General features: G+C 57.5%; 18 protein-coding genes and 1 riboswitch. Of the genes, 2 read left to right on the forward strand and 16 right to left on the reverse strand.

Translation table 11 applies throughout. From position 1 onward, the window contains the following. Positions 1-58: 58 nt before the first annotated feature. The 9 genes from AV656_RS12925 to AV656_RS12965 form a co-directional block, all read right to left on the reverse strand. The gene (locus AV656_RS12925) at positions 59-1,621 is read right to left on the reverse strand and encodes an ABC transporter permease (RefSeq protein WP_063182614.1); all 1,563 of its coding nucleotides are present in this window, start codon (positions 1,619-1,621) and stop codon (positions 59-61) included. Next, complete coding sequence (locus tag AV656_RS12930) at positions 1,618-2,508, reverse strand: ABC transporter ATP-binding protein (protein ID WP_063182616.1); 891 nt, start codon at positions 2,506-2,508, stop codon at positions 1,618-1,620. Before AV656_RS12930 ends, AV656_RS12925 begins: the two co-directional genes overlap by 4 nt. Next, the gene (locus tag AV656_RS12935; RefSeq protein ID WP_063182617.1) at positions 2,505-3,134 is read right to left on the reverse strand and encodes a TetR/AcrR family transcriptional regulator; all 630 of its coding nucleotides are present in this window, start codon (positions 3,132-3,134) and stop codon (positions 2,505-2,507) included. The genes AV656_RS12930 and AV656_RS12935 overlap by 4 nt, the downstream gene beginning before the upstream one ends. Before the next feature lie 285 nt (positions 3,135-3,419). After that, positions 3,420-3,923: an energy coupling factor transporter S component ThiW gene (thiW, locus tag AV656_RS12940; protein WP_063182619.1), complete on the reverse strand. Its 504-nt coding sequence runs from the start codon at positions 3,921-3,923 to the stop codon at positions 3,420-3,422. After that, positions 3,920-4,552 carry a thiamine phosphate synthase gene (gene thiE / locus AV656_RS12945; RefSeq protein WP_063183003.1) on the reverse strand — a complete coding sequence of 211 codons (633 nt, stop codon included), beginning with the start codon at positions 4,550-4,552 and terminating at the stop codon, positions 3,920-3,922. The genes thiW and thiE overlap by 4 nt, the downstream gene beginning before the upstream one ends. A 22-nt stretch (positions 4,553-4,574) precedes the next feature. Then, a complete protein-coding gene (thiD, locus tag AV656_RS12950; protein WP_063182621.1) occupies positions 4,575-5,408 on the reverse strand; it encodes a bifunctional hydroxymethylpyrimidine kinase/phosphomethylpyrimidine kinase in 834 nt (277 codons plus the stop codon). Beyond that, positions 5,405-6,199 carry a hydroxyethylthiazole kinase gene (thiM, locus tag AV656_RS12955; RefSeq protein WP_063182623.1) on the reverse strand — a complete coding sequence of 265 codons (795 nt, stop codon included), beginning with the start codon at positions 6,197-6,199 and terminating at the stop codon, positions 5,405-5,407. Before thiM ends, thiD begins: the two co-directional genes overlap by 4 nt. Continuing rightward, complete coding sequence (gene tenA / locus AV656_RS12960) at positions 6,196-6,879, reverse strand: thiaminase II (protein WP_063182624.1); 684 nt, start codon at positions 6,877-6,879, stop codon at positions 6,196-6,198. The genes thiM and tenA overlap by 4 nt, the downstream gene beginning before the upstream one ends. 94 nt (positions 6,880-6,973) lie before the next feature. Further along, a riboswitch (TPP riboswitch) is annotated at positions 6,974-7,081 on the reverse strand. A 55-nt stretch (positions 7,082-7,136) separates the two neighbouring features. Beyond that, a complete protein-coding gene (locus tag AV656_RS12965) occupies positions 7,137-7,721 on the reverse strand; it encodes a TetR/AcrR family transcriptional regulator (RefSeq protein WP_063182626.1) in 585 nt (194 codons plus the stop codon). Between the two features lie 102 nt (positions 7,722-7,823). Between AV656_RS12965 and AV656_RS12970 the strand changes: the two genes are divergently transcribed. Together AV656_RS12970 and AV656_RS12975 are read left to right on the forward strand one after the other, a co-directional pair. Beyond that, positions 7,824-8,378 carry a hypothetical protein gene (locus AV656_RS12970; RefSeq protein ID WP_063182629.1) on the forward strand — a complete coding sequence of 185 codons (555 nt, stop codon included), beginning with the start codon at positions 7,824-7,826 and terminating at the stop codon, positions 8,376-8,378. A 102-nt stretch (positions 8,379-8,480) separates the two neighbouring features. Further along, on the forward strand, positions 8,481-9,164 hold the full coding sequence (locus AV656_RS12975) for a hypothetical protein (protein ID WP_063182631.1): 684 nt from the start codon (positions 8,481-8,483) through the stop codon (positions 9,162-9,164). A gap of 95 nt (positions 9,165-9,259) precedes the next feature. Here the strand turns inward: AV656_RS12975 and AV656_RS12980 are convergent, their stop codons facing one another. The 7 genes from AV656_RS12980 to AV656_RS13010 all read right to left on the reverse strand — a co-directional run bounded on the left by AV656_RS12980 (position 9,260) and on the right by AV656_RS13010 (position 15,866). Next, the gene (locus tag AV656_RS12980) at positions 9,260-9,700 is read right to left on the reverse strand and encodes a TlpA family protein disulfide reductase (RefSeq protein WP_063182633.1); all 441 of its coding nucleotides are present in this window, start codon (positions 9,698-9,700) and stop codon (positions 9,260-9,262) included. 36 nt (positions 9,701-9,736) lie between these two features. Further along, complete coding sequence (locus AV656_RS12985) at positions 9,737-10,255, reverse strand: peroxiredoxin (RefSeq protein ID WP_063182635.1); 519 nt, start codon at positions 10,253-10,255, stop codon at positions 9,737-9,739. Positions 10,256-10,332: 77 nt separating this feature from the next. Next, entirely contained in the window at positions 10,333-12,030 is a 1,698-nt protein-coding gene (gene abc-f / locus AV656_RS12990; protein ID WP_063182637.1) for a ribosomal protection-like ABC-F family protein, read from the reverse strand. Between the two features lie 333 nt (positions 12,031-12,363). Further along, a complete protein-coding gene (locus AV656_RS12995; protein WP_063182639.1) occupies positions 12,364-12,804 on the reverse strand; it encodes a TlpA family protein disulfide reductase in 441 nt (146 codons plus the stop codon). A 280-nt stretch (positions 12,805-13,084) separates the two neighbouring features. Then, on the reverse strand, positions 13,085-13,633 hold the full coding sequence (locus AV656_RS13000) for an NADPH-dependent FMN reductase (protein ID WP_063182641.1): 549 nt from the start codon (positions 13,631-13,633) through the stop codon (positions 13,085-13,087). A 65-nt stretch (positions 13,634-13,698) separates the two neighbouring features. Beyond that, the gene (locus AV656_RS13005; protein WP_197462255.1) at positions 13,699-14,286 is read right to left on the reverse strand and encodes a CPBP family intramembrane glutamic endopeptidase; all 588 of its coding nucleotides are present in this window, start codon (positions 14,284-14,286) and stop codon (positions 13,699-13,701) included. A 200-nt stretch (positions 14,287-14,486) separates the two neighbouring features. Beyond that, positions 14,487-15,866, reverse strand: coding sequence for a VWA domain-containing protein (locus AV656_RS13010; RefSeq protein ID WP_063182645.1), 1,380 nt, complete (start codon positions 15,864-15,866; stop codon positions 14,487-14,489). Positions 15,867-15,922: the final 56 nt, after the last annotated feature.

Below are 15,922 nucleotides of genomic sequence, written 5' to 3' on the forward strand. Positions count from 1 at the left end.
CCTCCGCTTTTAAACCACATGTCGGGTCTATCAATGTTTTCCCGGGAAATGCTCCCGCTTATGAAAGATCCCTTTTCCTGAACAGCAGATGCCCAAGTGCCATCAGCAGCAATCCGACGCCCCCGACAGCCAGGCAGGCCGTCAGATTGACGGCTTCGTTCGGTGTTTCATTGAGGTAATAAAATGGCGTCAGGATCCGGTAGATGTCGTCCAGGCCCAACAGCTGGCCGAGATAGCAGACCAAGAAGTTGTAAAACAGATACAGCCAGACAATCACGTGAAGACGGTGATGGAGGCCGATCAGGAAGGCGGACAGCCCGGTAAACAGCATGACCGCGGGAATGTAATTGAGCGTGCTCACTGTGTAATCACGGAATGTGAGCCCGATACCCTCCACTCCGAGACTGGCCGCATACATTCCGGCATTTGCGAGGAACAGAGACAGCGCCCCTGTCGCCAATGCGAGGATCATGTAATCTCCCATCATTCTCAAGCGGCTGATGTTCAGTGTGCCGAGGATTTCTAGATGAGAGCGGCGCTCTTCTTTCAGGAGCTTTCCCATCACCATCAGCGGCGGTACGAGTCCGATAATGGTGACGATCACCATGAGCGTCCCGACAAATTGGACGGTCAGGCCGCTTCCTCCCTCTCCGGCCATCTGGCGGAGCATCTCATTGTCGCCGATGAACGATTCCAGATCACCGAGGACGGAGCCGTAGCTTGCGCCGAGCAGCAGTAATCCGGCAAGCCAGCTGATGATGAGTGTCCGGCTCAGGGTAAATGCCAGGCGCAGATGGCTTCCGATGTTCCGGATGCGGCGGTTCACCTGCAGCCTGATGACCGAATCCCCGAGGTCCCGATTTCTGAACAGCAGCCAGGCGGCAATCAGAAAGACCGGTCCCAGGAAAAACGGGACAAGCCAGACAACCTCATTTTCGCTGTACAGCGAAAGCCTGCTGATCCAGTTGTAGGGCGAGATGACGGAAAGATCGGGAGCCGCCACATCAGTCGCAGCGCGGTACGCATAGCCGAGGAGCAGCACGGCCAGCATGATGCCGAACGCCCAGTCCGCTGATGGCAGCAACTGTGCAATCAGCAATGTCAGGCCGTAGAAAAACAGGCCGAAGCCGAATGTCTGGGCAGCATACAGGAAGTTGTCCGCGGTCTCCATCGATTCATAGCCGAACGACTGGAGGCCAGCAAACAGCACAAGCGCGAGGATGGCGTTCATCAGGAGGCCGAGTAAAACCTGCGCCGAAAAAACACCGCCACGTGTGATGTTTTTGGACAGCACCACTTCAAGCAGACCATCGTCCTCTTTTCGGCGGCTCAGCGAGTTCGCAATCATGATATTGAACAGGCCGATGACAATTGCCATGAATACCGCCATCTCATGCGAGAACATGACGCCGAGTGTGTAGTCGCCTTCCTGGATCGGTCCTGTCATGGCGATGACAGCCGGATTTTCCATCGTCGCCTTCAGTACGTCCCGGTCCCCCTGGGTCGGATAGAGCCCATGGAACGCAGGCGGCATCATGAGCGTGAGTGAAGCGATGCCGAAGATCCACCAGAAAATCCGGAACCGGGTGTCTTTCATGGAAAGGCGGAAATAGTGCCTCATGACGCACCGCTCCCGGTGTCGTAATAGCGCATGAAAATATCCTCGAGCTTCGGAGGCAGTGTCTCGAGGCTATCCAATTCGTAGCCCCTCAGCACACCGAGTACTCCTTTCACCCTGTCCGCGTCAACAAGAAACTCTGCTTCAGGGCCTTCCTGCCTGAACTCATGCACCCCCTTCATGCGTCCGACCTCCGCCAGATCATCCGGCGTCCGGACCCGGTAGTGCACGCGCGTGATGTGCTTGAGTTCGCTGAACCGGCCGGTCTCGATGATTTTCCCTTCACGGATGATGGCGATCCGGTCGGCCAGCTTCTCGACTTCCGAGAGAATATGGCTGCTGAGGAGGATGCTTTTGCCCTCCGATTTGGCTGCGAGCACCTGGCGGTGGAACGTCCGCTCCATGAGCGGGTCGAGCCCGGTTGTCGGCTCGTCGAAAATGAGCAGGTCTGCATCGGACAGGAATGCCGAGATCAATGCGACTTTCTGCCGGTTCCCCTTTGAATAGGTCTTGCATTTCTTTTTTGGATCGAGCCGGAACTCCCGGATCAGCGCTTCCATCTTTTCCGTATCAGCATTTCCGCTCATCTTCATGAAAAAACGAATGACTTCTCCGCCGGTCAGGTTCGGCCAGAGCTGGACATCGCCGGGAACGTAGGCGATGTACTTCCGGTAGTCCGGCTGCACGGCAACCGGCTTTCCATGAATTCGTACTTCCCCCGACGTCGGGCTGATCGCGCCGATAATGGCCCGGATTGTCGTCGATTTGCCGGCGCCGTTCGGCCCGATGAACCCGAACACTTCCCCTTCCCGGATTTCGAATGATACCTCTTCCACCGCGGTGAACTTCCCGAACCGCTTCGTGATCCCCTTTAGTTCCAGCACGCTCATGACCGGTCCCCCCTGTAATAGATCGTCTTCATCGCATCCAGATAGCCGCTGAATTCATCCCAGTAACGGTCAAGGTCTGCAAAATCCATCCCTTCCGCCTTCATCCGCTCCTCAGTCTCACGCGCATAGCCGTCGAACGTCCACTGGACGAGCCTCATGAGCGTTTCCGCCGGCAGGTCACTGCGGAACCGTGACAGATCAAGCCCGTCGAACATCTTCCGCTTCCCTTCCTCACCGAGCGACTCCAGCCTCTCCTTGAAGGGCGCGGGCACATCCGGCGACAGGAAAATCACCGCCACAAATTCGGAAACCTCAGGGTTCTCCGTGAAATATCGTCGCTTCGCCTCGGCGATGCGGGCCATCCGCTCGATGAATCCCTCCCGCTCCGTACCGATCCAGTCCTCCAGGCTCTGTTCCATATGGTCCAGTGCATAACCGATACAATCCCGGAACAGATCTTCCTTGTTCTCAAAGTAGTAATAGAGCATTCCCTTGCTCATGCCGGCATCCTTGACGATCCGGTTTGTCGACGCTTTATCGAATCCGTTTTGCGCAAACTCACGCATGGCAGCCTTTAGAATTTCGTCCTGCCGTTCGCTCTCCAGGCGCCTGAACGCTTCTTTCATCGTTTCACCCCGCTCTGCAGTTGGCCATTGACCACACTGGTCAATACCAGTATATGCATGTTGACCAGTGTGGTCAATAAGCAGTTAAAGCAAGGCGGAGGCATGCTGCCTCCGCCTTTTATCGAGCTACTATTAGGGCTAACAGAAGGTGGGTGAAGCCTAATGGTAACCACCGCCTGTCCGCCGGGCTCCCGCATCATTCTATGAGCGCCTGCCCGGATTCTATGAGCGTTCCCGGCCATTCTATGAGCGCTTACTCAGTTCCTATGAGCGCTTGTCGTCCTTCTATGAGCGCTCCCCGATCACGGGCAGCCGGCCCGCCGACTCCAGGCGCATCGCGATGGCCAGGCCGATCAGCGCACCGCTGATGCTCGAGACGAGGAAAGCCGGAAGGAAAAAGAGAACACCGGCCGATGCGCCCATCAGAAGATTGGCATAAGGTGCTGCGAGCAGCGAGGCGATAACACCCGTTCCGGCCATTTCGCCGGCGGATGCCGTCCACGCCCTGCCCGTCTTCCGGTACAGCCAGCCTGCCAGGAGGGCACCGATCATGCCACCCGGGAAAGCGAGCAGCGAACCGGTCCCGGTAAGGATCCGGATTAGCGCCGTCAGAAACGCGATTACGACGGCCGGGCCCGGACCGAGCGAGACGGCCGCGATGACATTTACCGCGTGCTGGACCGGATAGGCCCGTGCCACGCCCGCCGGGAAGGATACAAACACCGAGCCTGCGACCGCAATGGCCGTGAACATGGTCATGAGAACAAGTGTCTTTGTATTCCATTTCATTTGAAGACACGCCCCTTCCGCTCAAACGCTTCTTCAACCGTCTGCCGAATGCCACGGACTGCACGCTCCGGGTCGGCCGCCAGGGAAATTGCCGTGATAAGGGAGACACCGGCTGCACCCGCTGTGATGACTGGCCAGGCATTGTCTGCGGTGATGCCGCCGATGCCGACTGAGGGAAGCCCGGGGAATGCCTCAGCCGCCTCCCGGAGCGGCTGTGTGCCGCATACAGGGCGGGCGTCCGGCTTGGACGTTGTCCCGTAGACCGGGCCGATGCCGACATAGTCCGCACCCGCGGCAGCAGCTTCTCTGACTTCATTCAAATTGTGTGCCGATACGCCGAGGATCCTGTTGCCGATCTGCCTGCGCACTTCCCTTGCGTCTCCGTCCTCCTGCCCGATATGGACTCCGTCCGCCTCAAGCTCGAGCGCAAGACCGACATCATCGTTCACGATAAACGGGACACCGTGAGCACGGCAAAGATCCCGGCAAGCCTTACCGAACGCGCGCAGCTCGCTTCCCTCAAGCGCACCGGGCCCCTTTTCCCTAAGCTGGAAACAGGTGATGCCGCCCCTCAGCGCTGCCTCCAGCACCTCAAGTGGATCGCGCGAGCCGGCATTCCGGCTGCCCATGATGAAATAAACGCCAAGCTTATCACGTATCAACGAGCACCTCTCCCTTCAGGGCGTTGCCCGCCCGGTGGTAGGCCCAGTGGTTGGTCGGGCCATGGCCGGCACCGAGACCGAGGCCGTCGGAGATCGCCGCGTGGATGAACCGCTTGGCTCCCACAACAGCTTTTCCAAGCGGGTCCCCGGCTGCAAGAAAGGCGGTAAGCGCCGCAGAGAATGTGCACCCCGTGCCGTGGGTGTCATTCGTCCGGATCCGCTCCGCCGACAGCCAGAACCGCTCACCGCTGCCATCCATGAACAGATCGCAAGCCCGCTCTTCTCCCTCAAGATGGCCGCCCTTTACCACCACAGCCCGCGAGCCGAGTGCAATCAGCCGGCGGCCGGCTTCTTCCATGTCTTGTTGATTCCGGATCGTCATCCCGGCAAGCACTTCCGCTTCCGGGATGTTGGGCGTGATGACCGTGGCCATCGGCAGGATCTTCTCCCGCATCGCCTCCACGGCCTCTTCCCGGAGCAGATGCGCGCCGCCCTTTGCGATCATGACCGGGTCCACGACGAGCACCGGGCTTCCTGCCGCGGCAAGGCCGGCAGTGACTTCTCCGATGATCTCCGCAGAAAACAGCATGCCGGTTTTTACAGCCGAGACATCAAAGTCGGCAAACACAGCCTCCATCTGTGCCCGTACCGCATCCGGGCCGAGCGGCCAGACGCCGTGAACACCAAGCGTATTCTGCGCGGTGACTGCGGTGAGCGCGGATGTACCGAACACACCAAGTTCCTGGAAAGTTTTCACGTCCGCCTGGATTCCGGCACCGCCGCCCGAATCCGATCCGGCAATTGTTAGTGCCACCCCCGTCATGCGCGCACCTCCTTAACAAGCTCCGGAACCGCAAAGTCCCCGTCTGAAAGAAGTGCCAGTTGGTCGATAAATGCCTGAAGAAAGCTTCCCGGCAGCTCTGAAACCTCAGCCGCCCGCTCTCCCGCCGACTTGTAGAAGGTGAGTGCCACAGCTGCAGAGCGGAACGGATCTTCTTTGCCGGCACTGAGGAAAGCCCCGCAAACCGCACTCAGCAAGCAGCCGGCACCGGTGATCCGGCTCATGACCGGATGTCCGCCGCTGATGCGCAAAGCCCGCTCCCCGTCCGTCAGCACGTCCGTTTCCCCCGTCACCGCGACGAGACATCCGTGCTGCCGTGCCACCTGCGCAGCAACAGCCTCCACGTTCATTTCACCTTCTCCCGCGTCCACACCGGACGCCTTCCAGTCCACTCCCGCAATTGCAGCAAGTTCACCTGCGTTGCACCGGATCAGCGCGACATCCACCGACCCCAGAAGCCGGCTGACAGCCTTCCTTCTGAACCGGGTTGCGCCAGCACCGACAGGGTCCAAAATCACGGGAGTTCCCGCACTGTTCGCCGCCTTGCCTGCCATTTCCATCGTCTCAAGCGACTCCTGATGAAGCGTGCCGATATTCAGCACCGTGCAGGAAGCGGCGCTTGCCATTTCTTCAACTTCCTCCGGTGCATCCGCCATAACCGGAGAGGCACCAAGTGCAAGCAGCCCGTTTGCCTGGAAGTTCGCGACGACGATGTTCGTCATACAGTGGACAAGCGGCCGTCTTTCACGCAGTTCCGACAGCAGATGACTCATCGGACGCCCTCCTTTTCTAACGTTTCCCACTGTTCTTTCGTCCAGGCCATCTCCCAGAAATTAAGCTCATAGATGCTGCTCTTCCGGAAGCGCTCCGCAAGCTCCAGGACCCGCTCTCCCGGCAGTCCTTCCGCCAGCCGGTTCATCCTGCCGATCTGTTCGTTCACCAGCCCGCAGAACCATTCAGAGCCATAAGTCTCGATCCACTTATCGTAGATCGGGTGCCCCAGCTCGGCGCCCTTCAGCCGTTCGCCGATCTCCCAGTACAGCCAATAGCATGGAAGCAGCGCCGCGAGAACATCGGCAAGGTCCCCCTCGATTGCCGCCCGGTACATATGTGACGTGTAGGCGTAGGCGGTCGGCGCTGGCCGGAACGCCGCATGCTCTTCAGGCGTTACACCAAGCATCGTGAAGAATTCCTCATGAAGCGCCAGTTCCGCGGTACATGTTGCTTCGGCATGCTTCGCGAAACTTTGTGTCGTCAGCAAGTCCTTCGCCTTCACCGCGCCAAGCGCCTGGACTTTTGCAAAATGTGACAGGTAATACGCATCCTGCAGCACATAAAAGCGGAAGACGTCCTCTTCGAGTGTTCCGTCCGCCAATGACTCGACAAACGGATGCCGGAAGCTCGCCTCCCAAATTCCGTTGCACTCTCGCCGTACCCGTTCACAAAACCCCATCTTCTCCGTCCCCTTTCCTGGTTGGAGAACATGAAAAAGCCGCCTTCCGGATCAACGCGGAAGGCGGCCTGAATCTGCATTCGGATACAGCAAAAAGCTGAGGGCCCCACTTCCCTACGCCGGTATGATCCGGATCAGGTTCCAAGGGTCCGCGCAGCCCATGCGCGTCTCAGCCTTTCTAAAGGCTCCCCCAGTGGCAGTTCATGTTCAGTTTTCACCCACTATATCATGGGCAGAATATTTTGCAAGCGACGGAATTACCTGCAGATCCGGCCGACTGAATCCCGGATGAGCGCTTCCACCTTCTCAGCCGCGAGCCGCTCCGGTTCAAGAAACGCATGGAGCGCAAGCCCGTCGGCGATGGAATATAGCCTCTCCTCCTCGAGCTCGATGTCCAGATCCTCCCTCAGCACCTTTTCATGGCCGAGGAAGGCAAACAGCTTGGTGACGGCACCGCGGAGCGCATGGCCCGGCGCGCCCTCCAGGTCCTTCCGGTGTCGGACATGAGCCTGAAAGGTGAACCAGACATCCATTTCCGCCCGGCGCTCTTCGTCTACCGGCACAATCTCGAGGAGTACCCGGATCACTTTCTCTTTGGGAGGAAGTTCCTCTTGCAGGATATTCAGCGCGCGTTTTTCCACGCGCTCATTGACCAGGCGCATCGCGTACACCAGCAGTTCATCCTGGTCTTTGAAATAATGCCGCAGGGCGCCCGTTGAAAGCCCTGCTTCCCCGGCAATATTCCTCACCGTCGCTCCTTCCATGCCTTTCTCCAGGATGACCCGCCACATGGCCTCTGCGATCTGCTCGCGCCGCTCTTCATGATTCACGATTTTTGGCATATCTCTAGTATATCATCCATTTCTAAATAAAACACTTGTGCTAAATAAAAGCGGCATGCTAAAATCTAAATAACACAGATGTATTAAAAAAGGAGTGCAAACATGAGTCTCATCGCCTACCTGATCATTGCCGTGGAAATCGGTTTCTGGGTGTTTATCGCCGCCGGCCTGGTCACCCGCTATCTTTTTGGAAGAAAACGGCTGGGACTGCTGCTGCTCGCCATGACGCCGGTGCTCGACCTGACGCTGCTGATTGCGACGACTTACGACATCCTCGCAAACAATGCGACTGCCACGGCTGCCCATGGCATCGCCGCCATCTACCTCGGCGTCTCTCTCACCTTCGGCAAACGGATGATCCGGTGGGCGGATGAGCGTTTCCTTTACCACATCATGAAAAAAGGGCCCAAACCGGCAAAGCGGTACGGCTACGACCATGCCCGGTATGAACTTTCGGGCAGCCTCCTGCATGTGCTTGCCTGGGTGCTCGGCGGGGGTTACCTGTTTCTCCTGATCTACCTTGCAGGAAACCCCGGGCAGACCGAGGTCCTCCTGCAGATCCTGAAAGTCTGGACCCTCGTGGCCGCCATCGACGTTGCCCTCTCCCTTTCGTATTTTATCTGGCCGAGAAAAGCCAAAACGGACAGCGCCCGTTAAGGTCAACCACACCACTGTTATATAACAATGAAAGGTTTCCGTCAGTCCTTCTAAAGGGAAGAGTGGAACAAACTGTCCGAATCCGGACACGGGAGTGATGGAATGGATCCTTATATTTTCGGGGCATTTGCCCTTGCCTATCTCGGACTGCTGATCTGGGCAGTCAAAAAGCAGCGTTACCTGACACTGATGAGTGCGCTTCTGCTCGTCATGCTGGCCCTCGTCTATGACAATGGCATTCTGGCAATCGGAGGCCTGATCGGTGAAAGCACCCTTCTGGAAGGACTGAACGCCGCCCGCTTCTGGCTACATGCCATTGTGACGCCTACACTCATCCTGTTCTCGCTCGGCGCGATGCGTCAGGCAGGGATCGGATGGGCACAAAAAAGCTGGGCGGCCGTGCTGTTCTGGGCAGCTGCCATCGCAGCGGTCGTCGTCGAATACACCACCGTGCTGAGCGGCCTCAAGCTGGAGAAAAGTGAAAGCTATGGCGTGCTGAGCTACTCATCAGCGGCTGAAGCAAGCGGACCGCCGGCCATGATCCTGATCGTCCTCGCTGCGCTTCTGGTCGCCGGAATCTTCCTTGCATGGAAGGCCGGTTCCTGGTGGATGCTTGCCGGGACAATCATCATGACCCTCGGCAGCATGTTCAACCCGGACATCCCGAGCGACGCTGCGACGAATCTGTTCGAACTCATCCTGATTGCCTCGCTAGCAGTGACAAAGGTGAAGTTGGAGACCAGGTCAGCCGGTACCGCGGCTGCCGGTGTCCCTATTCGGGAATGACAGCCTGGAAGCCGGGTTTGTATACGGGACGATTCAGCTCTTCAGAACAAAAGCCGGCCGCGCCCCATTTCAAGGGTGCGGCCGGCTTGCTTTTTTCATTCCGCAAGGAGTCTGTCTATGCGCTTCTCCAACATTGGCATGCCGCCTTCGCCCGCCTGGTAGTGCCGGAGACGGCCGCTCTTATCAAAGACGTAATAGGCGGGCACATACTGGTTACGGAATGCGACGGTCAGTTTATTCCTTCCGTCGACAAATACCGGCTCCGTGATTCCGTGTACCGCAGCCGATTCTCTTACCTTCACCGGGTCCGTATCTTCCCTTGAGCGGGGCATATGGACGGCGATGACGTTCAGCCGGTCACGGTATTTGTCCCGGATCTCACTGACGTGCGGCATCATGTCCTTGCAGAAGCTGCAGCTGACGGACCAGAAATGGATCAGCGTCGGCCGTTCACCGACGAGGTCCGCCCTTGTCCTCACACCGTTCAACCATTCGGTTGCGCCATGAAGTTCGGGCATCGGTGTGCGAATTTTCATCAGATCTCCTCCTGTTTAAAAGGTCCCCGTCCCAAGTCAGTTCGCAGCACGGCGGCCGTCCACTTGCAGGCCCTGGAGCACGCGGAGCGCCTCATCGACGTCGCGGCCGATGTCTTCGCGGAAGGCAGTCTGAAAGCGCAGTTCGCCTTCCGGGCTGATGATGAAGAGGCCCCGGAGCGTGATGCCCTCTTCTTCAATAAGCATTCCGTAAGCACGGGAAACGGCGAGCTTCCGGTCCGAGGCGAGCGGGAAGTTCAGCCCGCCGGGACCATTGTTCCTGCGGGCGAGCCCGACCCAGGCGAGGTGGGTGTGGACCGTGTCGGTCGAGATGCCGATGACTTCGGCATTCAGTTCCGCGAACTCCACCTGCCGGTCGGAAAATGCCGTGAGTTCTGCCGGGCTTGCCAGCGAGAAATCCATCGGATAAAAGATCAGAACCGTCCATCTGCCCTTGGCCATGTTTTTCTCCAGGCTGACGGTGCCGAATTCCCGGCTCGGGAGGACGGCCTTCATCTCAAAGCGGGGTGCCGGATTGCCGATCAGTCTATTAACCATTGCACCTACCCCCTTAATTTAAAGAAAATTCAAATATTAAGGAAAGAATAGCAGAACAATGGCCGGTTTTCAATGGTTCAATTGCCTTTCCGGCATTCTTCAAGCTGCCTGATTTCGCGGGTCAGCTCCAGGAAACGGCGGTCCAGCCCGGCATATTCCAGGTCACCCGGCATTAGGAGGCTGAGTTTCCCGAGTACGGCCTGGCGCTCGGTTTCGAGTCGCATGCGGTTTTCTTCCTGCACCTTGCCGCCCCTTTGCTCTCCTGTCACACTCCGCTTTTCTTCCCATTCAGCGGGGCCCATCAGCAGTTTCCGGACAGTCCCTTCCCCGAAGACCAGGATGCCGTCCGCGAGCTTTTCCGTGAAATACCGGTCATGCGAGGCGAACAGAAGCGTTCCCGGGAATGTACCGAGCGTCCGCTCGAGTTCCTCGCGGGACGGCAGGTCGAGGTGGTTCGTCGGCTCGTCGAGGAGCAGGACATCGGTGCCTTCCAGGATGAATCGCATGAGCTTCACCTTGAGCCGCTCGCCCATGCTCAAATGTGAAAGCGGGAGCGTCCATTGCTCCGGGCTGAAGCCAAGGTTCGCTAGGTCGGTCCGCAGCTTTCCCTGTTGTTCGTAGGTGGTTGAAGAAAAGTAGGCCTTCATGGTTTCCTCAAGCGGCAGATCGAGCACCGACTGACTGAGGACGCCGATCGTCATCCCTTCCGTCCTCCAGAGCTCCCCTTCATACGGCTCCTCACCAAGAAGCATGCGGAAAAGCGTCGTCTTTCCCGAACCGTTCGGCCCAAGGAGGGCGAGGCGTTCTCCGGAAAGGATGGTAAGACGCACAGCGCGGAAAAGCGTGCGGTTTCCATAAGACTTCGAGACATCCCGGAGTTCAAATACCCGCGTGCCCTTGCGCTGCCCGCCTTTTACGTCGAACGTGACCGATGCCTCCTCTGCGGGCTTTTCGACGCCATCCTGATCCAGCTCGGCTTCTAGACGTCTGCGCTTTGAGCGGATCTGGATGTCTTTTTTCTTGGCCTTCATCCGGAAGTATTCCTTGGCTCCCATCCTGCCTTCGCCCTTTTTCATTGACTCCCGATGTCCCTTGTCCGACCAGTCCGACAGCTGATCGATCTGTTCCTGGACCCGGGCAACTTTTTTCTGCTGCTGTTCGTAATGCTTTTGCTGCGCGGCGCGCGCGGCTTCCTTCTTGTTCCGGTAATCGGTGTAGTTGCCCTCGTATTCGGTGAGGGTGCCGTGGTCCAGCTCCCAAATGCGGTCTGCGACCCGGTCGACGAAATGCCGGTCGTGCGACACGACGATGAAGGTCGACCGGCTTCCCCTGATTTGCCCGATCAGCCGCTCCAGTGCCTCCCTGTCGAGGTGGTTGGTCGGCTCATCGAGCAGCACGAGCCGGCTTTGCTCCGCCAGGGCGGCAGACAGCCGGAGCTTCATCCGCTCACCCCCGCTCGCGGTATTGTATGCAACACCTTCGGATAGGCGCCATTTTTTCCGTTCGGCCAGCACTTCGCCTGTATCGGCAGACAGGTCCGGCGAAGCCTCTTCCTGCCGGAAATAAGTGATGGACGGACGCTTCCCGTTCCAGCGCACAAGCCCCGAAGAGGGTTCCCTGCTGCCCGCAATCCGTTCCATCAGCGTCGATTTTCCGGCACCGTTCGGCCCGACAAGAGCGATGACCGCGCTTTCCGGAATTTCGGCCGACACCTGCTCAAAAATCGTGACATCCCCGTACGCAACGGAGAGTTCCTCCAGTCGTCCCAGCAACATCTAAATTCCTCCCTGTATCCCGGAGGGCACGAAAAAGCCCCCCCGGCCATAGTGGCCGGAGGGATCCGAATAACGCCTCATTTTACGCGTCGCCAAACAAACCGCATTGATGCGGCTGTGCTTCTGGATGACGATGGAAAAATGGGCAGACGGATCCCGCCGACGTTCGAAATAAGCATTCGATTCGTCTAAAGCGCTCCGTCACTTGTCCATCTTCCCATTCGTCATCCCTTTCCGATATAAGTTGAGTCCAGATTATCATATGCCCCGCCGCCCGGCAACTATGTCCGGGCCCGCATCAAAAAGCCCGGCGCTGATGCACCGGGCCTCTTCTTATTGTTCGATGACGCGCTCGATCCGGTCTTCCACCATATCAAGACCGGTCCTGCCCGCCTGATAGTGGCGTAGCTGTCCTTCCCTGTCGAAGACATAATAGGCCGGAGCAAGCTCGTTCTCGAAAGCATCTGTGAGCTTGTACTCACTGTCGACGAATACCGGCTGGGTGAGGCCGTACTGGTCTGCCGTCTCCCGGACCTTGTCCATGTCGTTGTCCGCACCGGTAAGCGGCATGTGGACCGCCACGACATTCAGATCGTCTTTGTACTTGTCCCTAAGCTCATTCACTTCGGGCATCGTTTCCTTGCAGATGTTGCAGCTTACAGCCCAGAAATGGATGAGCGTCGGTTTCTCGCCGACTAGCTCGGCCTTCGTCGTTTCGCCATTCAGCCAATCGGTTGCGCCGGACAGTTCCGGCATCGGTTCATGCAATTTCATCCGGTATCCCCTCCTGCTGAATAAGTTTCCCGGGAAATGAACCGTTGAAACCGCAGGTTGGGAGTTCGGTTAATATTAGCTGAGATAAGGGGTTGCTTCACATTCGCCGATCCGGCTCATGTGAGAGCTAATCTTAACCCTCCCCGCGCATTCTTCAAACTCACACACCTATTCTTCAAACTCGGACACTTATTCTTCAAACTCGGAAGGTTATTCTTCAAACTCGCAGGGTCTCCAATAAAAAAACAGCCGGGGTTTCTCCCGGCTGCAGACGAGCTTCTCATCCCTCTTTCACAAACTCGATAAACGCATCCACTTTCTGATCAAGGAAATCAAGCGTGGATTCATCGATCAGGCCGCCCGATTCGCCTTCGAATTTCTGCTGGGCAAAATTGACGAGCACTTCGTTGCCGCCCGGAGGCAATACTTTTGCGGAGACACCGGGCGCGACAAGGATCTGGCGCAGGTGGATCTGTGCCCGGAGCGTACCCGCCATGCCGATCGAGGCGCCCAGCGGGAAGACCGGCTTGCCGACCATGACCCGTTCCCCCCTGGACGTCCAGTCCAGCGCGTTTTTCAGGACGCCCGGGACCGACCAGTTGTACTCGGGCGTCACGATAATGATCGCGTCCGCATCAAGCACTTTCTGCTTGAAGTCCTTTACAACAGCAGGCGGATCAAGTTCCTCGTCCTGGTCAAAATGGGGCAGCGCGCCGATATCGGCGATTTCCATCTCGAATTTATCCTGATAGCGTTCCTGCATCGTCTCGGCCAGCCGGCGGTTGAACGATTCCTTCCGCAGGCTGCCGACCAGTGTCAGTACCTTCACAGCAATTCCCTCCCCTTATGTAGACCTCTTCTATTTTCAGGCAAGGAGTTGGAAAATTTCAAGTATTAGATTTGCATCAGCACGAGAATCACCACCAGGTTGGCGATGAAATGGGAGGCCGAACTGAGCCACAGATTGCCGGTTTTATGATAAATGAAACCGTACAGCATGCTGTTGATGAAGATGAACACCAGGTCATAGGAAACCAGCATGAAATCGCCCGCCGCAGCATGCCCCAATGCAAAAACAATGGAAGTGACCAAGATTGCAGGCAAGGCGGGTGCCAGCCGGCCAAGCTGCTTCTGGAAAAACCCTCTCCATGCGATCTCTTCACCGAGGGCCAGCAGCGCAATTTGCAATGCAAGGACAGCCAGCGGAACTTCCGCCACCATGAGGGCGATCCGTTCTCTGAGATGTTCATTGAAAGTAGGCATGATATAGGTGGATGCGCCGATTGAAAGGCCATTCATCACAAGAGGAAGCAGGAGCAGGAGCCAGACAGATCCGCTTTTGAGATGCCGTCCCGCATTTGTCACGCTGAGGCTACTGTCGGCAGAACGGTTCCGGTTCAAAATAAAACACAGAATTCCGATGAGCACCGAAAGGCCGGCGATGTTCAAACCGATGAAAAACGAAAATGATATGGCCGCCATGATTACAAGGCCTGCCCGGCAGATTCTATGTGCTCCCGCTTCTTTCTCTGTTAACTGAATCGTTCTCATCCCCCACTGTTTATTAAGGTAAAGCGTTCTGCCCACCTGCCATCCGGAAAACAGGCAGCCGCCGAGGAAGGTGCCTCCAAGTGACCGGTAGCCGTGGATACCGCCAGGTTCGCGATGAAACGGATAGTCGATCAGTCTCCGTCCTCTTCCATCAGCTTCTTCTTCTCTTCGTTGCCCTTCTTCAGAACATCTTGCCTAATCTCAAGGCCCTTCTTCACTGCTTCCTTTCGAATTTCCAGGAAGCCGTCGTTCACATGTTTCCGCATCGGGAGTGCTCGATCAACGATCATTCTCCGGATCTCAATATCGTCAATGTCCTCCATCCGCTCCTTCAGGTAGCGGGAAAGCTCGTTTTGCCTGAGCTGTTCCTCATTCAGCAAGTTGATGGCTTCGATCTGATATTCGTTCGAGTCGTTCACATAATCAATGACCTCGCTATTGTTAGTGTTGAAATTGTCTACGACCCAGCTGTTCCATTCATTGATCAGGACGGTCCGCTCTTCGCGGAATGTATCCCTCAGTTCTTGAGCGGTGTCTGCGCGGAGGTACTCCCCGCCGCCCGCTTCGGCGATGGCCTCGAGGGATTGCCGCTCGTCTTCTCCGATGTCGAAGCCGATGATGTTCACGACTGCCTGAATGCCTTCCTGCTGCATGCGTTTTGCAGCGGCGGCAGCATCGCCGCCGCACGTCTCCTTGCCGTCGCTGACCACATAGACGACGTTTTGTGCATCGCTTTCCCGGGATTCCAGGTCGGCTGCCGCTTGATCCATTGCCAGGCCGATCGGCGTGTAGCCCGTCGGCGAAATGCCGGCAAGTGCCTCGCTGAAGGCTCCATTTTCATATGTACCGAGCGGATACACTTCTTCCGTCGTCGTACAGGAAAGTTCCTTCCCGTCAGGTTGGTTGGAGCCGGCGTGTCCGTAAACCCGGAGAGAGACGTTCGCCTCATCCGGCAGGCTTTCCGCGAAGTCGGTGATGGCTTCTTTGGCAAGATCCATCTTCGTCTGACCTTCCATCTGACCCGCCATGCTTCCGCTTGCATCCAGCAGAATCTGAATGTTAAGCGCCGGTTCATTTTCCGGAGCTTCAGTCGCGGCTTCACTGCCAGGCGTTCCGGTCAGTTCAGAGAACGCGACTTCCGTCTCATCGAGGACTTCCTGATACTTCCGGTAGTCGGCGGATGTCAGCGAGACGATGGCACGGAAGTAGTCCTCGGGTTCGAGGCCCTCCGGCCACTTGTCCATTTCTTCCCGGACCGCCGCCTCATCGTACCGGTCGCCTCCGTACGGCCCCGGGCCGGTCTTCATCCAGCCGATAATGTCGCCTTCCTCCACCCGGAAAGCCGGGTCGATGAGGTCTTCGGCATCAGCAACAGCAGGATCCTCTCCTCCACCGTCCGTTTCTTCGGCGGCAGCCGCCTCATTCTCCGGTTCGGGCAATGCTTCCTCCCCGCCGCATCCCGCCAGGCCAAGCAGGCCGGCAAACAATATTCCAGCAAATAATTTACGCATATTTCGCGGCACTCCCCGTGCCGCCCACTCCCCCTGTCTGTTGGTCTCTTCTTCTC

Origin of the sequence: Bhargavaea cecembensis, assembly GCF_001619585.1 — a bacterium.
GTDB lineage: Bacteria > Bacillota > Bacilli > Bacillales_A > Planococcaceae > Bhargavaea > Bhargavaea cecembensis_A.

What these genes read in the sequence shown, in the direction of transcription:
- AV656_RS12925 (WP_063182614.1), bottom strand. Translation starts at nt 1,621, where the DNA reads ATGAGGCACTATTTCCGCCTTTCCATGAAAGACACCCGGTTCCGGATT.
- AV656_RS12930 (WP_063182616.1), bottom strand. Translation starts at nt 2,508, where the DNA reads ATGAGCGTGCTGGAACTAAAGGGGATCACGAAGCGGTTCGGGAAGTTC.
- AV656_RS12935 (WP_063182617.1), bottom strand. Translation starts at nt 3,134, where the DNA reads ATGAAAGAAGCGTTCAGGCGCCTGGAGAGCGAACGGCAGGACGAAATT.
- thiW (WP_063182619.1), bottom strand. Translation starts at nt 3,923, where the DNA reads ATGAAATGGAATACAAAGACACTTGTTCTCATGACCATGTTCACGGCC.
- thiE (WP_063183003.1), bottom strand. Translation starts at nt 4,552, where the DNA reads ATGGGCAGCCGGAATGCCGGCTCGCGCGATCCACTTGAGGTGCTGGAG.
- thiD (WP_063182621.1), bottom strand. Translation starts at nt 5,408, where the DNA reads ATGACGGGGGTGGCACTAACAATTGCCGGATCGGATTCGGGCGGCGGT.
- thiM (WP_063182623.1), bottom strand. Translation starts at nt 6,199, where the DNA reads ATGAGTCATCTGCTGTCGGAACTGCGTGAAAGACGGCCGCTTGTCCAC.
- tenA (WP_063182624.1), bottom strand. Translation starts at nt 6,879, where the DNA reads ATGGGGTTTTGTGAACGGGTACGGCGAGAGTGCAACGGAATTTGGGAG.
- AV656_RS12965 (WP_063182626.1), bottom strand. Translation starts at nt 7,721, where the DNA reads ATGCCAAAAATCGTGAATCATGAAGAGCGGCGCGAGCAGATCGCAGAG.
- AV656_RS12970 (WP_063182629.1), top strand. Translation starts at nt 7,824, where the DNA reads ATGAGTCTCATCGCCTACCTGATCATTGCCGTGGAAATCGGTTTCTGG.
- AV656_RS12975 (WP_063182631.1), top strand. Translation starts at nt 8,481, where the DNA reads ATGGATCCTTATATTTTCGGGGCATTTGCCCTTGCCTATCTCGGACTG.
- AV656_RS12980 (WP_063182633.1), bottom strand. Translation starts at nt 9,700, where the DNA reads ATGAAAATTCGCACACCGATGCCCGAACTTCATGGCGCAACCGAATGG.
- AV656_RS12985 (WP_063182635.1), bottom strand. Translation starts at nt 10,255, where the DNA reads ATGGTTAATAGACTGATCGGCAATCCGGCACCCCGCTTTGAGATGAAG.
- abc-f (WP_063182637.1), bottom strand. Translation starts at nt 12,030, where the DNA reads ATGTTGCTGGGACGACTGGAGGAACTCTCCGTTGCGTACGGGGATGTC.
- AV656_RS12995 (WP_063182639.1), bottom strand. Translation starts at nt 12,804, where the DNA reads ATGAAATTGCATGAACCGATGCCGGAACTGTCCGGCGCAACCGATTGG.
- AV656_RS13005 (WP_197462255.1), bottom strand. Translation starts at nt 14,286, where the DNA reads ATGGCGGCCATATCATTTTCGTTTTTCATCGGTTTGAACATCGCCGGC.
- AV656_RS13010 (WP_063182645.1), bottom strand. Translation starts at nt 15,866, where the DNA reads ATGCGTAAATTATTTGCTGGAATATTGTTTGCCGGCCTGCTTGGCCTG.